Consider the following 19,173-nt stretch of genomic DNA (forward strand, 5'->3'; position numbering starts at 1 on the left):
GATCTGGTGCGAGCTGCCGCTGGACTACCGCCCCACCGAGGTCCGCGTCCAGTGGGCCAGCAACCCCTGGATGCAGGCCCAGGCCCTGCGCCTGCGCCGCGAGGTCTTCTGCGCCGAGCAGGGCGTGTTCCAGGACGACGACCTCGACGCCATCGACGCCCGGCCCGACACCCGGCTGCTGGTGGCCTGCGCCGACCTGGCCGGCCTGCCCGACGAGGTGGTGGGCACGGTGCGCATCCACCCCGAAGGCGAGGGCCTGTGGTGGGGCTCGCGCCTGGCGGTGGCCACGGCCTGGCGCCGCCACGGCCAGCTGGGCAGCGGGCTGATCCGCCTGGCCGTGGGCAGCGCCCATGCGCTGGGCTGCACCCGCTTCCTGGCCCATGTGCAGCCGCAGAACGAGGCCCTGTTCCGCCGCCTGCACTGGCAGACCCTGGACGAGGTGCAGATCCACGGCCTCCCGCACCGGCTGATGCAGGCCGACCTGGCCCATTACCCGCCCTGCCACACGCCCTGGGCCGGCCTGGTGCTGGCGCAGCGGAGCCGCCCGTGAACGACGCGAGCGCCTCCACCCGCACCTCCCGGCTGACGGCCCTGCTGCAGGCCCTGCGCCAGGGCCGCGGCTTTGCCCACAAGCGCGACATCGCCCAGGTGCTGGCCCGGCTGCCCGAGTGCCTGGCCCCGGCCTGGACCGGCGTGTCGACGAGCGTGCCCAACGGCGACGACTGCGCCGCCCTGCCCCAGGCCGACGGCAGCCACCTGCTGCTGGCCATCGAGGGCCTGATGCCCGACTTCGTGCAGCAGCAGCCCTGGTTCGCCGGCTACAGCGCGGTGCTGGTCAACCTCAGCGATGTGGCCGCCATGGGCGGGCGCCCGCTGGCGGTGGTGGACGCGCTGTGGAGCGCCGAGCCGGCCACCGCCGAGGCCCTGCTCGACGGCATGCGCGCGGCCTGCCTGTGCTACGGCGTGCCGCTGCTGGGCGGCCACAGCAACCTGCGCGCGCCCAGCGCCCAGCTGGCGGTGGCGGTGCTGGGGCGGGCGCAGCGCCTGATCTCCAGCTTCGCGGCCCGGCCGGGCGACCGCCTGCTGATGGCGGTGGACCTGCGCGGCCACTGGATGGGGGACCAGCCCTTCTGGAACGCCAGCACCGAGGCCCCGCCCGCGCGGCTGCAGGCCGACCTGGCCCTGCTGGCCGAGCTGGCCGAGGCCGGGCTGTGCCGGGCCGGCAAGGACATCAGCATGGCCGGCGTGCTGGGCACGCTGCTGATGCTGCTGGAATGCTCCGGCCAGGGCGCGCAGCTGCAGCTCGACGCCCTGCCCCACCCGCCGGCCGAGGCCGGCTGGCCGGGCTGGTCCGCCACCGGCCCGCAGGCCCAGGCCGCCCAGCTGCGCTGGCTGAGCGCCTTTCCCAGCCATGGCTTCGTGCTGGCGGTGGCGCCCGAGCACGCGGCCGAGGTCATCGCCCGCTTCCAGGCCCGCGCGCTGGCCTGCGCCGACATCGGCCAGGTGCGCGTCGGCACGGCGGTGGACATCACCCTGGGCACAGGTGCCCAGGCCGAGCAGGCCCGCCTGTGGGACTTCGCCAGCGAGGGCTTTTTGCAGCCGCAGCCCCGGGCCGCGGGGGCGGAAAGCGCGCCATGACCGCCTCCCCGCGCATCGCCCTGCTGATGCACTCGGTGCTGCCGCGCGGCGGCGTGGTGCACACGCTGGAACTGGCCGGTGCGCTGGCGGCCGCCGGCACGGCGGTGGACGTGCTGGCCCCGGTGGAGCCCGGGCAGGCGCTGTTCCGCCCGCTGCCCAGCGGCGTGGGCTGGGTGCCCCTGGCCGTGCCCGCACCCGTCGCCAGCGGCCTGGCCGAGCAGGTGGGCCAGCGCATCGACGCGCTGGTGCAGGCCCTGCCCGCCGCCCTTCGGCGGGGCGGCTACGCCCTGCTGCATGCGCAGGACAGCCTGAACGGCCAGGCCCTGGCCCGTCTGGCCCCGGCGCAGCCCTGGGTGCGCACGGTGCACCACCTGGACGATTTCAGCGACCCGCGCCTGGCCGCCTGGCAGGACGGCGCCTGGCGCGCGGCCAGCGCGGTGTGCTGCGTCAGCGATCTGTGGGCCCGGCAACTGCGTGCCCTGGCCGGGCCGGAGGGCCCGCCGGTGCACCGCGTCTTCAATGGTGTGAACCTGGACCGCTTCCACCCCGGCCCGGTGGCCGGCGACGCGACGCTGCTGCGCCAGCACCTGCCCGAGGGGGACGGGCTGGACGAGGCCCCCTTCATCCTGGCCGTGGGTGGGGTGGAGGCGCGCAAGAACAGCGCCCGGCTGCTGCAGGCCTTCGCCCGGCTGCGCCAGCACCCGAGCTTCCATCGCGCCCGCCTGGTGCTGGCCGGCGGTGCCAGCCTGCTCTCACACGGGGCCGAGCAGGCTCGCTGGCAGGCCGCCCTGGATGAAGCCAGGCTGGCCGAGGGCCCGCGGCAACCCGTCTGGCGCACCGGCCCGCTGTCCGACGCGCTGCTGCCCGCATTGATGCGCCGGGCCCGGCTGCTGGCCATGCCTTCGCTGAACGAGGGCTTCGGCCTGGTGGCGCTGGAGGCCCTGGCCTGCGGCACGCCGGTGCTGGTGTCGCGTCGCGCGCCCTTCACCGAGCACCTGGACGGCAGCCCCGGCGTGTCCTGGTGCGAACCGGAGGACCTGGCCAGCCTGACCCGAGGCCTGGCCCGGGCCTGGCATGCGCCGCGCCTGGGCGCCGCGCCGCCGGTCTGCCAGCGCCTGGCCTGGGGCCGCAGCGCACTGACTCACCAGACGATCCATGCCCAAGTGCTGGCCGGCCGCCCGTTCCCCCGCGAGCCAGAAACCTCCTTGTCCACCCCCCTTGCCTGAGGCCCTCACATGCCCGCCATGCACTACACCCTGCGCTGGCCCGATGCCAGCGAAACCACCGCCTATTCGCCCTCGCTGATCATCCAGGACTACTTCGAGCCCGGACGGGCCTACCGGCTGGACGACTTCGCCCAGCGCCTGCAGGCGGCCACCGCCATCGCCAACGAACGGGTGCAGGCCAAGTTCGGCTTCGTCTGCTCGCGCGCCAACGACCAGCAGGCCACGCTGCTGGCGCGCATCGCGCAGTTCGCCCCGCAGCCCGAGGCCGAGGTGACGGTACTGGCCTTCGGCCCGGCGGACTGAGCGCTAAAGATACAAGGGATACAAGGCGCGGCCGCCTCAGGGCGCGGCCGCCGCGCGCAGCAGCCCGACCACTTCATCGGCCGGCGCCGGGCGGTGGAAGTGGTAGCCCTGGATCTCGTCGCAACCGTGGCGACGCAGGAAGTCCAGCTGCTCGGCCGTCTCCACCCCCTCGGCAATGGTGTGCAGGCCCAGGCTGCGGGCCAGGTTGATGACGGTGGCCACGATGGCATCGTCCTGCGGGCTCTGCGCCAGGCCGCGCACGAAGGACTGGTCGATCTTGAGCCTGTCCACCGTGAAGCGCTTGAGGTAGCTAAGCGAGGAGTAGCCGGTGCCGAAGTCGTCGATGGACAGCGTCACCCCCAGCTGCTTGAGCGAGGCGATGCGGGCGATGGTGAAGTCGGAGTCCTCCATCGCCACGCTCTCGGTCAGCTCCAGCTCCAGCAGGTGGGCCGGCAGGTCGTGGCGGCGCAGGGCCTCGGCGACATCCTGCTGCAGACGCGGGTGACGGAACTGGCTGACCGAGAGGTTGATGGCCACCGGCACCACGGGCAAGCCGGCGGCCCGCCAAGCCGCCGTCTGGCGCAGGGCCTCGTCCAGCACCCAGCGACCGATCTCCTGGATCAGCCCGGTCTCTTCGGCGATGGGAATGAAGCGACCGGGCGGCACCAGGCCGCGCTGCGGATGCTGCCAGCGCACCAGCGCCTCCAGCCCCACCACGCGCTCGCTGCAGGCGTCCATCTGCGCCTGGTAGTGCAGCACCAGCTCGTGGCGCTCGACGGCCCAGCGCAGCTCCCGCGCCAGGGTCAGCGTCTGCTGCACCTGTTCCTGCAGGCGCCGCGAGGCCACCCGCACGGTGTTGCGCCCTTCGCGCTTGGCCTGGTGGACGGCCGATTCCGCCGCCCGGCTCAACTCGGTCAGGTCGGCCCCGTTCTCGGGGAACTCGGCCGCGCCGATGCTGGCGCTCAGGCGCAGGTCCTGTCCACCGACGGCGAAGGGCCGTGCCACCGCGTCCATCAGCCGGATGCTGATCTGGGCCACGTCGCTCACACCCTTGTCGGGCAACAGCAGGATGAAGTCGTCGCCACCCAGGCGGCACAAGGTGTCTTCCGGTGCCAGGCACTGGGCCAGGCGCAGGGCCAGCTCGCGCAGCACCTGGTCGCCAGCCTCGTGGCCCAGCGATTCGTTGATGGCGCTGAAATGGTCCAGGTTCAGGTGCATCACCAGCACCGGCGTGTGTTGGTGCCGGGCCGTGGCCAGCACCACCCGCGCCCGGTCCACCAGCAGGGCCCGGTTGGGCAGGTCGGTCAGGCTGTCGTGGTTGGCCAGGCGCAGGATGCGCTCCTCCGCCGACTTGCGGCTGGAGGTCTCGGTGAAGATGCCCAGGTACTGCTGCAGTTGCCCGTGCTCGTCCTTGATGGCGTTGATGGCCAGCCACTCGGGGTAGACCTCGCCCGCCTTGTTGCGGTTCCAGATCTCGCCTTCCCAGCGGCCCTCGGTGTTGAGCTGTTTCCACAGCTCGGCATAGAAGGCCCGGTTCTGCCGACCGGACTTCAGCAGGGCCGGCGTCTGGCCCAGCACCTCTTGGGGGCTGTAGCCGGTGATGCGCGAGAAGGCCCGGTTGATCGAGATGAAGCGGTTGTGCGCATCGGTGATGAAGATGCCTTCCTCGGTCGACTCGAACACTTGGCTGATCAGTCGGGAACGCTCCTCGGCCTGGCGGCGGTCGGTGATGTCCTGCGCCAGCACCAGACGGGCGGGCCGCCCGTCGCGCAGCAGCGTGTGGCCGGTGACCTCGACCCAGAAGCGGGAGCCGTCCTTGCGCACGTGCTGCCACTCGCCCGAACTGCCGTAACCCCCGATCTGACGGTGGCTGTTGACGGTGCGCCGCAGCCGCTTGATGTCCTCCGGCGGCCGGATGTCCTCAATCGACATGGACAGGAACTCTTCGCGGGCATAGCCGTACCGGGCGATGGCTGCCTCGTTGACCGCCATGAAGCGCAGGGTGTCGAGGTCGAAGACCCACATCGGCAGCGGGTTGACCTCGAACAGCTCGTGGTAGCGGCTCTCCGAGACCTGCATCGCCAACTCGGCGCATTTGCGGTCGGTGATGTCCAGCCAGGCGCCGGTGAGCATCATCGGTCGGCCGTTCGCGTCCCGCAGCACCCGCAGCCGGTCGTCCACCCAGCGGTAGCTGCCGTCCGCGCGGCGGAAGCGGTATTCGTGATGCAGCGCGTCGTGCTCGGCCAACTGGGCCTGGGCTGCCAGCGCCTGCGCCAGATCCTCGGGATGCAGGTGCTGTTGCCAGAAGTCGGGGCTGCTGAACCAGGCGCTGACCGGATGGCCGGTCATGTCCTCCACGTTCTGGCTCACAAAGTCCACCGCCCAGCGGCCGGGGGTCGCGGGGTCGGGCTTGAGCGTATAGAGGACGGCCGGCGTGACGTCCAGGATGCGGGCCAAGCGCTCGCGCTGCCGGTTGGCTTCGTCCTGCAGGCGCTGGTGGCGCCGCTCGGCGATGCGCCCCAGCACCCCGATCAGCAGCGCACTGAGCGCCACAAAGGCCAGCCCCTTGATCGACTGCAGGGTCGACAAGGTGGCCACGTCGGTGGTGATCAGCGCCAGCAGGTGGTCCGACCCCAGGATCCAGAGGACGCCGAACGCCAGGAAGTAGAGGACGATGCGCTGAGCGCTCATGGGGGCTCGCCGCTCCGAAGGGATGTGGCGAGGATCTTAAGCGGCCCCGGCGGCCTCCCATGGCCCGATCTGCTTGGCAGAGACCCGTGTTTTCACGGGCTCACAGACCCTCGACGCTCAGGTGCACCAGGGTCTGGTTGAGCAGCTGGTAGCCGATCTCGCCAAAGGTCATCGGGCCCTGGAAGCGGCCCGTGCGGCGCCCCTGCAATTGGCCATGCAGGTAGTTGAGGATGCAGTTGCAGCAGAACACCGGGTCGCTGGCCAGGGTCTGGCCGGCGGTGGCACGGGCGAAGGCGGCCGAATAGTCGGGCAGCGGCCGGGCCAGGCGGTAGCCCACGCCCGGGAAGACCGGGGCATAGAACGCCACCTGGCGGCGGTCTGCGTCCAGGGACTTGATGCTGACGTTGATCAGCGCGCCGTGGTAGTCGGCCACCAGGGGCCAGCGGGTGTCGGCGCCCTGGCGCACCCACCAGTCGTGCAGGTTGGCCGGCTGGCCGTCGACCAGGCAGTCGCCCCCGGTGAAGCCGCTGCGCGCGAACTCGATCACCGGCCCGTCGCCCGGGGTGAAGAGGTTGAGGATGTCCACATGGACCAGCGCGGTCTCCGGCAGCGGCAGGTGGATCACCACCGCCGCGTTGTCGTGCAGCAGGCCGGTCTGGCCGTCGACCACCCGCGCGCGGGTGCCGGGCTCGTCCAGGTGCATGCCGGCGATCCAGCCCACCAGCGGCTTCATGTACATGTCGTCGTAGCCGGGAGCCTCCTGGGCGAAGGCCTCGTGCACCTCGCTGAAGGCCGGCAGCACCATCACCGAGAAGCCGTGCTCCGGCCCGTCAATGCACACGCGCGAGAGCTGGGAGCGCGGGTACAGGCGCACGCTGGGCGGCAGGGGGCCGGCGGGCAGCTCGGTCACGAAGACCTGCTGGCGGCTGCAGGTGCCACCGCTGTCGGCCATGAAGTAGGGGATGGTGCCGCCGATCCAGTCGCCCCGCGGCAGCTGGCGCAGCAGGGCCTCGTCACCGGCGATGCAGCAGGGCTTGCGGGCCTGGATCAGGCGAGCGGCCTCGTCGAGCGAGACCAGGCGGTGGGTCAGTGCATTCATGGGAACGGGCTTCAGTTCAGGGGCCAGCGGCGCAGCTGCTCCAGCTCGTGACGCAGCACCGCGCGGTGGCGGGCGAAGAAGCGGTGCAGCTCGACCAGCTTGAGCATGCGCAGCTCGTCGTCCTGCAGGCCGCGGGCCTGCTGACGCAGCTTGGTCAGCAAGAGGCGCAGGCTCAGCGTGCGCACCTCGATGTCGCAGTCGCCGCTGAGCAGGGCCTGCCACAGCGGGTCGCTGACATCGGGCACCTCGTCGTCCTCACCGGCCATCGCCCGGCTGAGCGAGGCCTGCAGCGCGGCCCGGGCCGCGGCATCGGCCGTGCGCAGCTGGGCGATCTCGCCGGCCAGCAGGGACTGGTTGCGCACAAAGTAGCGGTGCAGCCCCTGGGCGGCCTGGCGGTGCAGGTCGGCATCGCGGTGGGTGGCGGCCTCGCGGGTGAGCTTGGACAGCAGCAGCTTGAGCCCCAGGGCCCGCACCTCGATCGTCTGCCGCCCGGTGAGCAGGGCCAGCCAGACCGGCGCGTCCTCGGGCGGGATGGCCTCGTCGTCATCCGCCACACGGGGGGGCGCGGCCGGGGCCAGCTCGATGGGGCGGGCGGCGACCGGTGGGGGCACCGGCATGGGCGCTGCCACCGGTCGCGCCGTCTCGCGGGCCTCCTGTGCATCGCGGGCCTGGGGCGGCCGGGCACTGCCATGGTCCAGCCGGAACTTGTACTTCCACAGGTCCGACAGCGGCAGGTCCAGCATGCGGCAGAGCTGGGACATGGTGGCGCCGTCGAGCATCAGGTCCAGCACCAGGCGCGAGAGCGCGTGCGAGAAGGGCAGTTCGGGCTCGCCGGCCCAGGGTGCGTCGGGCAGGGGCTGGCCCTCGCGCATGGTCAGCACCACCTCGCAGCGGCGCCCGGCCATCGGCAGGTGGGCCCAGTGCAGGCGCAGGCCACCCGCCGCCGGCTTGCGCGGTGCCCAGAAGGGGCCGGCGCTTTCTGCGGCGGTGCCCACCTGGACCGAGAGCTGGCGCGAGCCGTCACTCCATTTGAAGCCCTGCACCTGCCAGGGCGCACGCACCTCCAGCAAAGTCTCCAGCCATTGGCGCTCCTGGGGCGTCATCGTGTCTCCTCTCCCATCCCGGACTGCTGAGTGGCGGGTGCGTTGAACCGCACCCATCACCACCGCACTCTGCAAAGGGCGGGCCATGCCCTGAAGCCGGTCTGGATGGGCTCGCAGCCAGGGTCAACCCGAGGACGGTGTGACAAGCTGGGGCGCCTCCCCGCGAATCAGGTGTGCCAGGCTGGCTGCCGTTTGGCGCAGGGGCGGGATTGCCCCGAGCGGGCCAACCCGGGGTCACTCGTGCTCGCCAGCGGGTCCTTCCACGCGGGCCGCCGGCACCTTGCGTCGAGCGGCGGTCTGGGCCCTGTGGCCCTGCTCCCATGCGGCACTTCGCTGGCGCCACACATCGGGCGATTCGCCGGTGGCAGACGGCCTGTTGCGCTGCTGCTGCAGCGGGTTGACGCCCGCGGACTCACCGCGCGCGGCGGCCTTGGCGCCCTGGCGCTGGATCTCGGCGCGCTCGGAGTACGACAAGGGCCGCGGCCTCGGTGCGTCCGGTGCGTGGTCAGGAGGACAGGAGGTGGAGAGGCAGTTCATGGCAGGCCTTGAATGGGGAGGGGCGTGATCGACGATCTCCCCGTTGGCGTCGCCGACAGCGATGGGGTCGGCGCCTCGGTGAAGGAGCGGGACATCCGGCTCCAGGCGTGTTTGTTCAGCCCGCAGCGGTGAGTGCGGGCAGCACGTCGGCATACCAGGCGCAATTCAGACCCAGCGATTCATCCTGGGTCTGGTCGCGGGTGCGCATGTCCATGCGGGTGGAGTGCACGCCGACCAGCTGCCAGGACGGCGCCGATGCCCCGTCGTTGAGACGCCGCCGAACGACCGGCGATCCACTGCTGCCGCGGTGGGTTCGCGCATCGGTCAGGAAGCAGCCTTGCCCCTGGAATCGCACGCCGTAGGCGGAGGCAATGGACGCGCTGCGGGCCACCGCCAGGTGATAGACGGTGTCATGAAAGCCCAGCGGAAAGCCGGCGATGGTCAGCGCGTCGCCGATCGAAACCTGCTCATCGCGGGCGTCGAGGTGGCTCGCCTCGAATGCCTGCAGTGCCGCACCGGCGGGCAGGCTGCCGGCAGGGATCTCCATGGCCGCGATGTCCACCGCACCCGCTCCGTCGGCGGCTTCGCGCCACAGCGGCAGGCCAGCCTGGTGCAGCGGCAGCGAGACCACGGCGTACCGCGTCAGATCCTGCGGATCGGTGTGCACCCCGATCTCGATGCGGTCGGGGTGATGCGCGCTCCCGGCATCGGCAAAGACGTGGCGGTTGCTCACCAGGAAGAGCCGATCGCCATGGCGGTAGAAGAAGCCGCTGGCGCTGGTCAGGACACGGCCTGCCGAGAACGTGGTGATGCAAGTCGTGGTCTGCAGCAAGGCGTCGACCGTGGCGGGCAGGCCTGCAGGCTCGGGCCGGGTGCTTTTTTCAATGAGCGCACGGTTGCACGCGACATCGCGCTCAAAGGTGGCCAGCACGACGTCGGAGATGTCCGAGTGCAGCAACACCGTGCGCGCCGCCTCGGCGTGGGCGTCGACCGCGGCCATCAGGCGTGAACGCGTCGCCCTGGAGAGAGACTGGATGACCGCCGGCAACACCGCATCCAGCGCGAGGAGACTGCCCTTGAGTTCGCAAATGCGCTCGGTGGCTTCTTGCAGATTCTTCACGGGCAGTTCCTTCGGCAGAAAAGAAAAAAGCGCGGCAAAGCCGCGCTTTCATCGGCTGACGCCGGGGCGAACCCGACATCAGGCAGAGCTGAAGGTATCAACCCAGATTGCGGATGTTCGATGCCTGCGGGCCCTTCTGGCCCTGGGTCACCTCGAACTGCACGCGTTGGTTCTCGGTCAGCGTCTTGAAGCCGCCACCTTGGATTTCCTTGAAGTGGGCAAAGAGGTCCTTGCCACCGCCATCAGGAGCGATGAAGCCAAAGCCCTTGCCTTCGTTGAACCACTTCACGGTGCCAGTTTCGGTCGTCATATCAAATTCCTTTCGAAGTTGCAGAGCGCAATAGCACGCCCGGCGAAGAGACGCCAAGAAAATCTTCAGAAGGGGGATTCGACTCGACCGCCGGCAGAACACCGGAGCGGGAAGAAAGACCTAAGAGCGGACGGTCTTGTGCATATCAGCACAGCGATGGTACACGAGAAGCGCTGCGCGCGCTCATGTTTCGGCGACGAGGGCCCGGTGCCCTCGGTGCCCGCCGGGATGGGCCAGCTTGACAGCCTCCTGGGAAGACCGATGCGGGATAGCCCCGATCGGGGCAACCCGGACCCGGCAGGCCGATCTGAGGCGCTGCGTTGTCATGAGGCAAGACAGCGGCCCCACCCCAAGGGAAACACCTCGCATGATTCGTCGGAAGGAAGTGCACCCTGTGCAGTCCCTTGCCACGGCAGGGCGGACCGCACATTCTTGAGCGCTGCGCGATCCGCGACCGAACTCCGCGAGCACTTCCATCCATGCACCGACTTCGCCTGCGAACCCGGATCTTTCTGCTGTTGTTGGGCGTGTTCCTGTTGGCAGGCGCCTTGTTGGGCTGGCATCTCTGGCTGGACCAGCGCCAGCGTCTGCAGTCGGCCGAGACCGACCTGATGGTGCAGGCGCGGCTGATCGCCACCCGCGGCGACACGCTGGTGGGCCGGGCCGATGCCCTGCTGGACAGCCTGATGGCCAACCCCACACTGGCCCCCACCGCGCCGCTGGCGACCTGCCAGGCACTGCTGGCCCACCTGCTCACGCTGGAACCCGACTACGACCAGATCGGCCTGGCCCTGCCCAACGGCGACAAGGCCTGCGCGGCCGTCGCCTCCTCGCGGGCCATCAACTTCGCGGACCGCGGCTGGTTTCGCGGCGCGCTGGCCAGCCAGGGGCTGGTGATCGGCGACATGACCATCAGCCGCACGCTGGGGCGGCCCACCATCACCCTGAGCAAGGCCCTGAGGAGCCGCACGGGTGAGGTGCTGGCGGTCTATTACCTGGGCCTGAACCTGAACTGGCTGGGGCGCACCCTGGCCGTCACCCAGCAGGACGACCTGAACGTGTCCCTGCTGGACGACAAGGGCGTGTTCATCGCCCGCTACCCGGACGCCGAGCACTGGGCCGGCAGCACAGCGCAGAGTGCCGAGATCCGCCGCTCGCTGGCGGCCGGGGAGCCGGGCACCCTGGCCGTGGTCAACCGCCTGGGACAGCCGCGCCTGATCGCCCACGTGCCCTTTCTGCGCACCAACACCGGCAACCAGCACCAGGTGCTGCTGAGCATCTCCCAGCACACCATCGAGGGGCCGGTGCGCCGCCAGTCCCTGGTGGCCCTGGCTTCCCTGCTGCTGGTGCTGGCCCTGACCCTGCTACTGGTACAACGGGCCCTGGACCGCTGGTTCCTGGCGCCCCTGCGCCGGCTGTCAGACATGGCCGATCGCCTGCGCGCGGGCGAGCGCGACGCCCGCAGCGGGCTGCCCCACAGCCCCGACGAGGTGGGCGGCTTGGCCGCGGCGCTGGACCAGTCCGCCGCCGCCATCGCCGACCGGGAGACCCGGCAGGATTACGCCAACCGGGCCCTGCGCGTGCTGTCGGCCGGCAACCGCACCCTGCTGGGCTGGCACGACGAGGCCTCGCTGCTGGACCAGATGTGCCGCGCCATCGTCGAGGCCGGCGGCTTTCGCCTGGCCTGGATCGGCTACGCCGAGGCCGAGGGCCAGATCCGCCCCATGGCCAGCTGCAGCAGCGAGGCGGGCCTGCTCGACGGCCTGCCGCCGACCTGGGACCACGCCGACGAGGGCCGTGGCCCGGTGGGCCGCGCCCTGCGCGAAGGCCAGCTGCAGGTCTGGACCGACCCGGGCACCTGCGACGACGACGCCCTCTGGGCCCGGGACGCGCTGCTGCGGGGCTGCCACGCCAGCATCACCCTGCCCGTGCGCCTGGATGAGCAGGTGATCGGCGTGCTGACCATCGGCGCGGCCGAGGCCGACTTCTTCGACCCCGGGGTGATCGAGGTGCTGGTCGAGACCTCGCACGACCTGGCGCTGGGCATCCGGGTGGCCCGGGCCGAGGTCGAGCGCAGCCAGGCCAGCGAGCAGCTGCGCCTGCACCGGGACCGGCTGGAGGACCTGGTGTCCGAACGCACCACCGCGCTGGCCGTGGCCAAGGAGGCGGCCGAGGTGGCCAACCGGGCCAAGAGCGCCTTCCTGGCCAACATGAGCCACGAGATCCGCACCCCGATGAACGCCATCATCGGCCTGACCCACCTGATCGCCCGCGATCTCTCCGAGGGAATCCAGCGCGATCGCCTGCGCAAGGTGGACCAGGCCGCCCAGCACCTGCTGCAGGTGATCAACGACATCCTCGACCTCTCCAAGATCGAGGCCGGCAAGATGCAGCTCGAGCACATCGAGTTCTCGCGGGACATGCTGCTGTCGGGCGCCTTGGCCATGGTCGGCGAGCAGGCCCGGGCCAAAGGCCTGGAGCTGGTGCTGGAGGCCGATCACCTGCCCGACCGCATGCGCGGCGACCCCAAGCACCTGGCCCAGGCGCTCATCAACCTGCTGACCAATGCCGTGAAGTTCACCGAACGGGGCTGGGTGCGCCTGGCCGGCCACCTGCTGGCCGAGGAGGGTCAGCGGCTACAGCTCCGGTTCGAGGTCAGCGACTCGGGCGTGGGCATTGCGCCGGAACAGCAGGGCGCCCTGTTCGAGGCCTTCGAGCAGGCGGACGCCTCGACCACCCGCCGCTACGGTGGCACCGGCCTGGGACTGGCGCTGACCCGGAAGATCGCCGGCCTGATGGGCGGTGAAGCCGGCATGAGCAGCCGCCCCGGGGAGGGCAGCTGCTTCTGGTTCACCGCCCGGGTGGAGCGCTGCCCGGCCGCCGTGGACGCGCCAGCCGATGCCCTGCTTGCGGACGTCCAGACCCGCCGGGCCCTGGTGGTCGACGACCTGCCGGTGTCGCTCAGCGCCCTGTCGGACACCCTGTCCGTGCTGGGCCTGCAGGTCCAGGCCCTGGACGATCCGCAGGCGGCCCTGCACCTGGTGCAGGCCGAGGCCGCCGCGGGGCGCACCTTCGACCTGCTGGTGCTGGACTGGCACATGCCCGCCCTGGACGGCCCGGCCACGCTGCGGGCCATGCGTGCCGCGCTGGGCGGCACCACCCCGCCGGCCCTGCTGGTGACGGCCTTCAACGAGCCGGGCCTGCACCAGCAGGCCGAAGCGGCCGGCTTCGCCCAAGTGCTCACCAAGCCCATCACCCCCTCGGACCTGATGGACGCCCTGGCCCAGCTCTTCCACCCCTCGGCGCGGCCGGGCACGCACGCCCCGTCCCCCAGCGATGGGGCCAGCCTGGAACAGGCGCTGCGGCAGCACCATGCCGGCCGGCGCATCCTGCTGGCCGAAGACAACCCCATCAACCAGGAGGTGGCCCGCGAGCTGCTGCAGGCGGTGGGCCTGCAGGTCGAGGTGGCGGCCGATGGCCGGCAGGCCCTGCAGGCCGCCCTGGCCCGGCCGCCGGCCCTGGTGCTGATGGACATGCAGATGCCGGAGATGGACGGGCTCACTGCCACGCGCGAGCTGCGCGCCCGGCTCGGCCAGGCCCTGCCCATCCTGGCCATGACCGCCAACGCCTTCGACGACGACCGCGCCGCCTGCCTGGCCGCGGGCATGAACGACCACATCGGCAAGCCGGTCAACCCGGCCCTGCTGTACGCCAAGCTGCTGCAGTGGCTGCCACCGGTGGCCGCGGACGGACCGGACGCCCCGGCCTCACCCAGCGGCACCGCGCCGGCCGGGCCCTCGCTGGGGCCACGGCTGGCCGACGTGACCGAACTCTCCCTGCCCACCGCCCTGCACCACATGGGCGGCGACGAGGCCCGGCTGGAGCGCCTGCTGCAGGTCTTCGTGCGCACCTACCGCGACCCGGCCCGGGGCTTCGCCCCCGAGCCCACGCCGGACGCCCCCGCGCGCTGGCGCAGCACCGCCCACTCGCTGCGCGGGGCCTGCGCATCCATCGGCGCCGAGGCGCTGGCGCGGGAGATCCAGGCCTTCGAGCTGGCCCTGGGGCGCGACACACCGAACGCCCTGCCGCAATGGTCCGACACCGCGCGGGCGCTGCAGCAGCGGCTCACGACCCTGGTGCAGGCGCTGGAACCGGTGCTGGCGGTCGACGGCCACAGGGCCTGAACGCCCGCCTGGAGAGCGCACCGACCCGAAGCCATCTGGCCATGCATGCTTGTGGGGATGCCCCGCGCGGCGGCGCTTTCTATAGTCGGGCGACGAACGGTGGCGATTCCACCCGGAAGGGCTCCCATGACGGCATCTTCTGTTCCTGTGTCCGCACGCCGGGGGGCGCTGCGCATCCTGGCCGCCTCAGTCCTCGCTGCCCTGCTCCCGGGGTGCGCGATCCTGGAGTCCCACGGGGACCCGGAGTACTCGCTGCTGGGCGGTGGATCGGACCGCGTCAACTCGGCCGGCGTGCATCAGATGCTGGGCCCGGAGTTCGAGCGGCTTGACCTGGTGCGCCTGCTGTCCGGAGGCCCGGACGACCCAGCTGTGCAAGCCCAGGCAACGCAGGTCTGACAGGCCCAGGCCGCACGCGGAGACGACTATCTGCAGGGCTGCCTGATCGACTTGGCCTTCTCCCGCTACCACGCAGACGCTGTCCGCGACACGCCTGCGCACCGCAATGCCATCCAGGACCGCATCCTGTCGGCATCTGGCCAGCGCTGCAACGTCTTCCTCACCTACATCCAGCGCCACCAGTCGGCCACCGATTTCATGCTGGGCAGCCTGACCGCGCTGCTGGCCGGCGGCGGCGCCATCGCCACCGGGGTGGACACCGCGCGTGCGCTGGCCGGCAGCGCAGGCATCGTTTCCGGCATACGGGCCGAGTACGACCAGACCTACTTCCAGAACCAGGCCGCCACCATCATCTCCAAGGGCATCCGGCTGCGGCGAGACACCCTGCTTGGCGCTATCGACGCCAAGCGCGGCAGCGACGTCGGCACCTACACCATCGAGCGGGCCGTGGGCGACGCGCTGCGCTACCACGGTGCCTGCACCGTGATGGCCGGCCTCGAAGAGACCGACACGCAGCTGAGCGCCACCGCAGGCGTCGAGGCCATGGCCCGGGCGCTCCAGACCGTGGTGCAAGTCCAGCAACAGGCCCAGGCCGTGGGTGCGGCCGCCTCCGCCGCGCCAAAGTGAGCAGCAACGGCCGCCCACGGGGCTGGCCCCGCCAGCCGCGGTGGCGCTCGCTCTTCACGGCCTGAGCGCCCGTCCCGGTGCATGCCCGCCCCTGATCGGATGCATTGATTGCACGGCGGGCGGGGCAAGTCGGTGCGCCGGGCCGCGGACCGGCCCTGGCCGCTCACGCCATGGCCCCAGCCTTCGGCGAGCCCGAGCTCGGGCTCACCGCCGCTGATCGCACCTTGATCGCGTCGCACGCACGGCGCGCGGCATGGAGATCGCATTCGGAAGACCCCAGCACCGCCGGCCTTCGGCGGGTCCTCCGTCTCGACAGCTCCGCACGCCGCCATGCCCAACACCCCTGCCCCCACCGCCTCCGCCCTCGCCCCCCGCTACCCCGTCGTCGTCATCGGCGGCGGACAGGCCGGCCTGTCCACCAGCCACTACCTGCAGGCCCAGGGCATCGACCACGTGGTGTTCGAGAAGCGCCGCTCCTTCGACGCCTGGCGGCTGGACCGCTGGGACACCTTCTGCCTGGTCACACCCAACTGGCAGTGCCGCCTGCCCGACTTTCCCTACGCCGGCCCGGACCCCAAAGGCTTCATGGTCAAGGACGAGATCGTGGCCTACCTCGAGGCCTTTGCCCGCAAGGTGCGCCCGCCCATCCACGAAGGCGTGGGCGTCACCCGGCTGAGCCGCCACCCCAGCGGCGCCTTCCAGGTGGAGACGACGATGGGCAATTGCCTGGCCGACCATGTGGTGGTGGCCACCGGCGGCTACGACCTGCCCATCGTGCCGCCGTGCGCCCACAGCCTGCCGGCGGGCATCCGCCAGGTGCATTCGGTGGACTACCGCAACCCGGACCAGCTGCCCCCGGGCGGGGTGCTGGTGGTGGGCTCGGGCCAGTCGGGCGTGCAGATCATGGAAGACCTGCACCTGGCCGGGCGCCAGGTGCACCTGGCCGTGGGCTCGGCGCCGCGCTCGCCACGGGTCTACCGCGGCCGCGAGGCCACCGAGTGGCTGTTCGACCTGGGCTTCTACCAGCTCACGGTGGACCGGCACCCGCTGGGCGACGAGGCCCGCCACAAGACCAACCACTACATGACCGGCCGCGACGGCGGCCACGAGATCGACCTGCGACGCTTCGCCCTGCAGGGCGTGAAGCTCTACGGCACGCTGGACGACATCCAGGGCGGCACGGTGCACTTCCGCCCCGACCTGGGCCGCAACCTGGACGAGGCCGACGAGGTCTACTGCGCCATCCGGCGCGACATCGACAAGTACATCGCCGCCCACGGCATCCAGGCCCCGGAGGAGCCGCCCTTCGAGAAGGTCTGGGCGCCCGAAGCCGACCCGCTGACGCTGGACCTGGCCGCCCAGGGCATCACCAGCATCGTCTGGGCGATCGGCTTCCGGCCCGACTACCACTGGATCGACCTGCCCACCTTCGACGGCCGCGGCCACCCCAGCTTCCGCCGTGGCGTCTCGCCGGTGGAGGGCCTGTACTTCCTGGGCTTGCCCTGGCTGAACACCTGGGGCTCGGGCCGCTTCCTGGGCGTGGCCGAGGATGCGCAGCACCTGGTGGAGGTGATCGCCCAGCGCCAGGCCGCGCGGGCACCGGCCCCGGCGCCCCGTCTGGCCGAGACGGCATGAGCGGGCAGCCGCGCGCGCAGACCGAGCCGCTGGCGCAGCGCATCCGCCTGGGCATGCCCCAGCTGTGCAGCCAGGGCCTGTCCGAACACTGGCTGCTCAAGACCGCCGGCGACCTGCACTGGCAGGCGCTGGCGGCCACCCACGGCTGCCGGCCCTCGGCGCTGCAGGATGCGCAGCGCCCGCCTGCGCGAGGTGGACGAGGACAAGACCCTGGACCTGCGCATCGCCCACCAGCCGCTGGGCCGCTCGCGGCACTTCAGCCAGCAGTGGGCCCAGGGGCCGCAGGGCGAGGTGGCGCAGCTGAGCCTGCTCACCGCCGCCGTGGTGCGCGAACGGGCGGGCGACAACCACACCGTCGCGCGGGTGCCGCTGCCCACCGGGCCGATGGCGGCCGACACCGCCCTGGCCAGCGCCGCGCAGGCGGCCGATGCCAGCGTGCGCGCGGTGCGGGCCCAGGGCTGGCGGGAGCGCTTTGCGCTGCCGACGCAGGCCCCTCTGGCCGAGCTGCCCGTGCTGCCCGAACTGGCCGACTGGGCCGTGACGCCCTGCCCCTACAACGACTTCAACGGCGCCGGCCTGCTCTACTTCGCCAGCTTCCAGGCCCTGGCCGATCGCGCCCACGGCCACTGGGGCCTGCACGCCACCGAACGGGCTGCGCAGGGCGTGGTGCGCGAGCGGCAGATGGTCTTCCACGGCAACGTCAACCCGGGCGAGGCCCTGCGCTTTCGGCTGCGCGCGCTGCGCCACACCGGCCTGGGCCACTGGAGCTGGACCCAGGTGCAGCGCCAGAGCGACGGCTGGTGCGTGGCCGACCTGGCCACGCTGCGGGTGTGACGCCGCCGCGGCCCGCTCAGCGCGGCAGCACGAAGGTGGTGCGGGTGCGAGCGGCCTCGGGGGCCGGCTCCAGCGTGCGGGCCTGCAGCGTCACCGGCAGGATGCGGCCGCGCAGGCGCTGCGCCGCCTCGGCCGGCAGGCGCAGGCGCAGCAACACCGTCTGGCTGTCGGCCGCCGGCAGCATCACGCGCGGGTCGGACACCACGGTCAGGCCGGGTAGGGCCGGGTCCGCCACCACCTGCAGCGCGGCAGCACGCTCGCCGTCACGGGCATTGAGCAGCAGCACCTGGTAGGTGTTCTCGATGGCGCCGTCCTCCACCTCGCGCGAGAGCACCGCGCGGTCGCGCATCGCGTCCATGCGCAGCGTGGGGCGCTGCAGCAGGCCCAGCCCCAGCGCCGCCACGGTGGCCAGCAGCAGCGAGCCATAGACCAGCGCACGGGGCCGCCACAGGCCGGGGCGCGGCGGGGCCTTCTCGGCCGTCACGGGCTGCGCGGCGGACTGCGGGCGCGCCAACCCTTCCAGCGAGGCAAAGCGGATCAGCCCGCGCGGCTGGCCGGTCTTGTCCATCACCGTGTCGCAGGCGTCGATGCAGGCGCCGCAGTTGATGCAGGCGGCCTGGAAGCCGGCACGGATGTCGATGCCCACCGGACAGACCTGCACGCACAGCGTGCAGTCCACGCAAGAGCCCAGGCCCAGGGCGCGGGCATCGGCCTGGCGCGCACGGCCGCCGCGGGGCTCGCCGCGCGCCGCGTCGTAGGCCACGTTGAGCGTGCGGCTGTCCAGCATCGCGCCCTGGAAGCGGCCGTAGGGGCAGGCGTGCTGGCAGACCTTCTCGCGCAGCCAGCCGGCGTGCAGGTAGGTGGCCGCGCCGTAGAAGAGGATCCAGAACAGCTCCCAGGCACCCAGCGCGCCGGCCGGCAGGGCCGCCAGCAGCTCGCGCACCGGCGTGAAGTAGCCCACCAGGCTCAGGCCGGTCCACAGGCCCAGCAGGCTCCAGGCCAGGTGCTTGCCGCCGCGCCGCAGCAGCTTGCGCGCACCCCAGGGCGCGGCGTCCAGGCGCTGGCGGGCCAGGCGGTCGCCCTCGCAGCGCCGCTCGATCCAGCTGAAGAGCTCGGTGTAGACCGTCTGCGGGCAGGCAAAGCCGCACCACACCCGGCCCACCAGCGTGGTGACGAAGAACAGCAGCAGCGCGCTGGCGATCAGCAGTGCCGTCAGCCAGATCATGTCCTGCGGGAAGAACACCGCGCCGAAGACGAAGAAGCGCCGGTGCTCCAGGTCGAACAGCAGCGCGGGCCGACCGGCCCAGCTCAGCCAGGGCAGGCCGTAGAAGGCCAGCTGCGTGAGCCAGACGAAGGCCCAGCGCAGCCGGGTGTAGCGGCCGCTGACGCTGCGGGCCTGGATCTTCTGCCAGGGCGCCATGTCCAGCAGATGGCCGGGGGCGATGGGATGGGGACGGTGTGACATGACCC

16 protein-coding genes are annotated in these 19,173 nt (G+C 71.8%); 9 read left to right on the forward strand and 7 right to left on the reverse strand.

Going from position 1 to position 19,173, the window contains the following annotated elements:
• Position 1 precedes the first annotated feature (1 nt).
• Genes M0L44_RS00285 through M0L44_RS00300 form a run of 4 tightly spaced genes read left to right on the forward strand, consistent with a single transcriptional unit; the run spans position 2 to position 3,167 of the window.
• Positions 2–550 (forward strand): MSMEG_0567/Sll0786 family nitrogen starvation N-acetyltransferase, encoded by a 549-nt coding sequence (locus M0L44_RS00285; RefSeq protein ID WP_435526378.1) that lies wholly within the window; start codon positions 2–4, stop codon positions 548–550.
• A complete protein-coding gene (locus M0L44_RS00290; protein WP_252767616.1) occupies positions 547–1,638 on the forward strand; it encodes a sll0787 family AIR synthase-like protein in 1,092 nt (363 codons plus the stop codon). The genes M0L44_RS00285 and M0L44_RS00290 overlap by 4 nt, the downstream gene beginning before the upstream one ends.
• Entirely contained in the window at positions 1,635–2,864 is a 1,230-nt protein-coding gene (locus M0L44_RS00295; protein ID WP_252767617.1) for an MSMEG_0565 family glycosyltransferase, read from the forward strand. The genes M0L44_RS00290 and M0L44_RS00295 overlap by 4 nt, the downstream gene beginning before the upstream one ends.
• Positions 2,865–2,873: 9 nt before the next feature.
• Positions 2,874–3,167 (forward strand): MSMEG_0570 family nitrogen starvation response protein, encoded by a 294-nt coding sequence (locus tag M0L44_RS00300; protein ID WP_252767618.1) that lies wholly within the window; start codon positions 2,874–2,876, stop codon positions 3,165–3,167.
• A gap of 36 nt (positions 3,168–3,203) precedes the next feature.
• Here the strand turns inward: M0L44_RS00300 and M0L44_RS00310 are convergent, their stop codons facing one another.
• The 6 genes from M0L44_RS00310 to cspE all read right to left on the reverse strand — a co-directional run bounded on the left by M0L44_RS00310 (position 3,204) and on the right by cspE (position 10,027).
• Complete coding sequence (locus M0L44_RS00310) at positions 3,204–5,858, reverse strand: sensor domain-containing protein (protein WP_290429024.1); 2,655 nt, start codon at positions 5,856–5,858, stop codon at positions 3,204–3,206.
• A gap of 100 nt (positions 5,859–5,958) precedes the next feature.
• Entirely contained in the window at positions 5,959–6,957 is a 999-nt protein-coding gene (locus M0L44_RS00315) for a DUF6976 family protein (RefSeq protein WP_252767619.1), read from the reverse strand.
• Positions 6,958–6,968: 11 nt separating this feature from the next.
• A complete protein-coding gene (locus M0L44_RS00320) occupies positions 6,969–8,060 on the reverse strand; it encodes a hypothetical protein (RefSeq protein ID WP_252767620.1) in 1,092 nt (363 codons plus the stop codon).
• Positions 8,061–8,294: 234 nt separating this feature from the next.
• The gene (locus tag M0L44_RS00325; RefSeq protein WP_252767621.1) at positions 8,295–8,534 is read right to left on the reverse strand and encodes a CrpP-related protein; all 240 of its coding nucleotides are present in this window, start codon (positions 8,532–8,534) and stop codon (positions 8,295–8,297) included.
• 178 nt (positions 8,535–8,712) lie between these two features.
• Complete coding sequence (locus M0L44_RS00330) at positions 8,713–9,717, reverse strand: trypsin-like peptidase domain-containing protein (RefSeq protein ID WP_252767622.1); 1,005 nt, start codon at positions 9,715–9,717, stop codon at positions 8,713–8,715.
• A 97-nt stretch (positions 9,718–9,814) separates the two neighbouring features.
• Positions 9,815–10,027, reverse strand: a complete 213-nt coding sequence (cspE, locus tag M0L44_RS00335; protein ID WP_252767623.1) for a transcription antiterminator/RNA stability regulator CspE — start codon at positions 10,025–10,027, stop codon at positions 9,815–9,817.
• Between the two features lie 479 nt (positions 10,028–10,506).
• Between cspE and M0L44_RS00340 the strand changes: the two genes are divergently transcribed.
• From M0L44_RS00340 to M0L44_RS00360, 5 genes are all read left to right on the forward strand, one after another.
• On the forward strand, positions 10,507–14,211 hold the full coding sequence (locus M0L44_RS00340) for a response regulator (protein WP_252767624.1): 3,705 nt from the start codon (positions 10,507–10,509) through the stop codon (positions 14,209–14,211).
• A 126-nt stretch (positions 14,212–14,337) separates the two neighbouring features.
• Positions 14,338–14,607: a hypothetical protein gene (locus M0L44_RS00345; protein ID WP_252767625.1), complete on the forward strand. Its 270-nt coding sequence runs from the start codon at positions 14,338–14,340 to the stop codon at positions 14,605–14,607.
• Between the two features lie 51 nt (positions 14,608–14,658).
• On the forward strand, positions 14,659–15,234 hold the full coding sequence (locus tag M0L44_RS00350) for a hypothetical protein (protein ID WP_252767626.1): 576 nt from the start codon (positions 14,659–14,661) through the stop codon (positions 15,232–15,234).
• 330 nt (positions 15,235–15,564) lie between these two features.
• On the forward strand, positions 15,565–16,869 hold the full coding sequence (locus M0L44_RS00355) for an MSMEG_0569 family flavin-dependent oxidoreductase (protein WP_252767627.1): 1,305 nt from the start codon (positions 15,565–15,567) through the stop codon (positions 16,867–16,869).
• Between the two features lie 168 nt (positions 16,870–17,037).
• Entirely contained in the window at positions 17,038–17,703 is a 666-nt protein-coding gene (locus M0L44_RS00360) for a Pnap_2097 family protein (RefSeq protein WP_252767628.1), read from the forward strand.
• A 16-nt stretch (positions 17,704–17,719) separates the two neighbouring features.
• Here M0L44_RS00360 and ccoG read toward each other — a convergent pair whose 3' ends face one another.
• Positions 17,720–19,168: a cytochrome c oxidase accessory protein CcoG gene (ccoG, locus tag M0L44_RS00365; protein ID WP_252767629.1), complete on the reverse strand. Its 1,449-nt coding sequence runs from the start codon at positions 19,166–19,168 to the stop codon at positions 17,720–17,722.
• Between the last annotated feature and the right edge of the window lie 5 nt (positions 19,169–19,173).

Source organism: Ideonella oryzae, assembly GCF_024055665.1.
GTDB lineage: Bacteria > Pseudomonadota > Gammaproteobacteria > Burkholderiales > Burkholderiaceae_C > Ideonella > Ideonella oryzae.

Coding starts and splice junctions, on each gene's coding strand:
- M0L44_RS00310 (WP_290429024.1), bottom strand. CDS start 5,858: ATGAGCGCTCAGCGCATCGTCCTCTACTTCCTGGCGTTCGGCGTCCTC.
- M0L44_RS00315 (WP_252767619.1), bottom strand. CDS start 6,957: ATGAATGCACTGACCCACCGCCTGGTCTCGCTCGACGAGGCCGCTCGC.
- M0L44_RS00355 (WP_252767627.1), top strand. CDS start 15,565: ATGCCCAACACCCCTGCCCCCACCGCCTCCGCCCTCGCCCCCCGCTAC.
- M0L44_RS00300 (WP_252767618.1), top strand. CDS start 2,874: ATGCCCGCCATGCACTACACCCTGCGCTGGCCCGATGCCAGCGAAACC.
- M0L44_RS00360 (WP_252767628.1), top strand. CDS start 17,038: ATGCGCAGCGCCCGCCTGCGCGAGGTGGACGAGGACAAGACCCTGGAC.
- M0L44_RS00320 (WP_252767620.1), bottom strand. CDS start 8,060: ATGACGCCCCAGGAGCGCCAATGGCTGGAGACTTTGCTGGAGGTGCGT.
- M0L44_RS00345 (WP_252767625.1), top strand. CDS start 14,338: ATGACGGCATCTTCTGTTCCTGTGTCCGCACGCCGGGGGGCGCTGCGC.
- ccoG (WP_252767629.1), bottom strand. CDS start 19,168: ATGTCACACCGTCCCCATCCCATCGCCCCCGGCCATCTGCTGGACATG.
- M0L44_RS00340 (WP_252767624.1), top strand. CDS start 10,507: ATGCACCGACTTCGCCTGCGAACCCGGATCTTTCTGCTGTTGTTGGGC.
- cspE (WP_252767623.1), bottom strand. CDS start 10,027: ATGACGACCGAAACTGGCACCGTGAAGTGGTTCAACGAAGGCAAGGGC.
- M0L44_RS00295 (WP_252767617.1), top strand. CDS start 1,635: ATGACCGCCTCCCCGCGCATCGCCCTGCTGATGCACTCGGTGCTGCCG.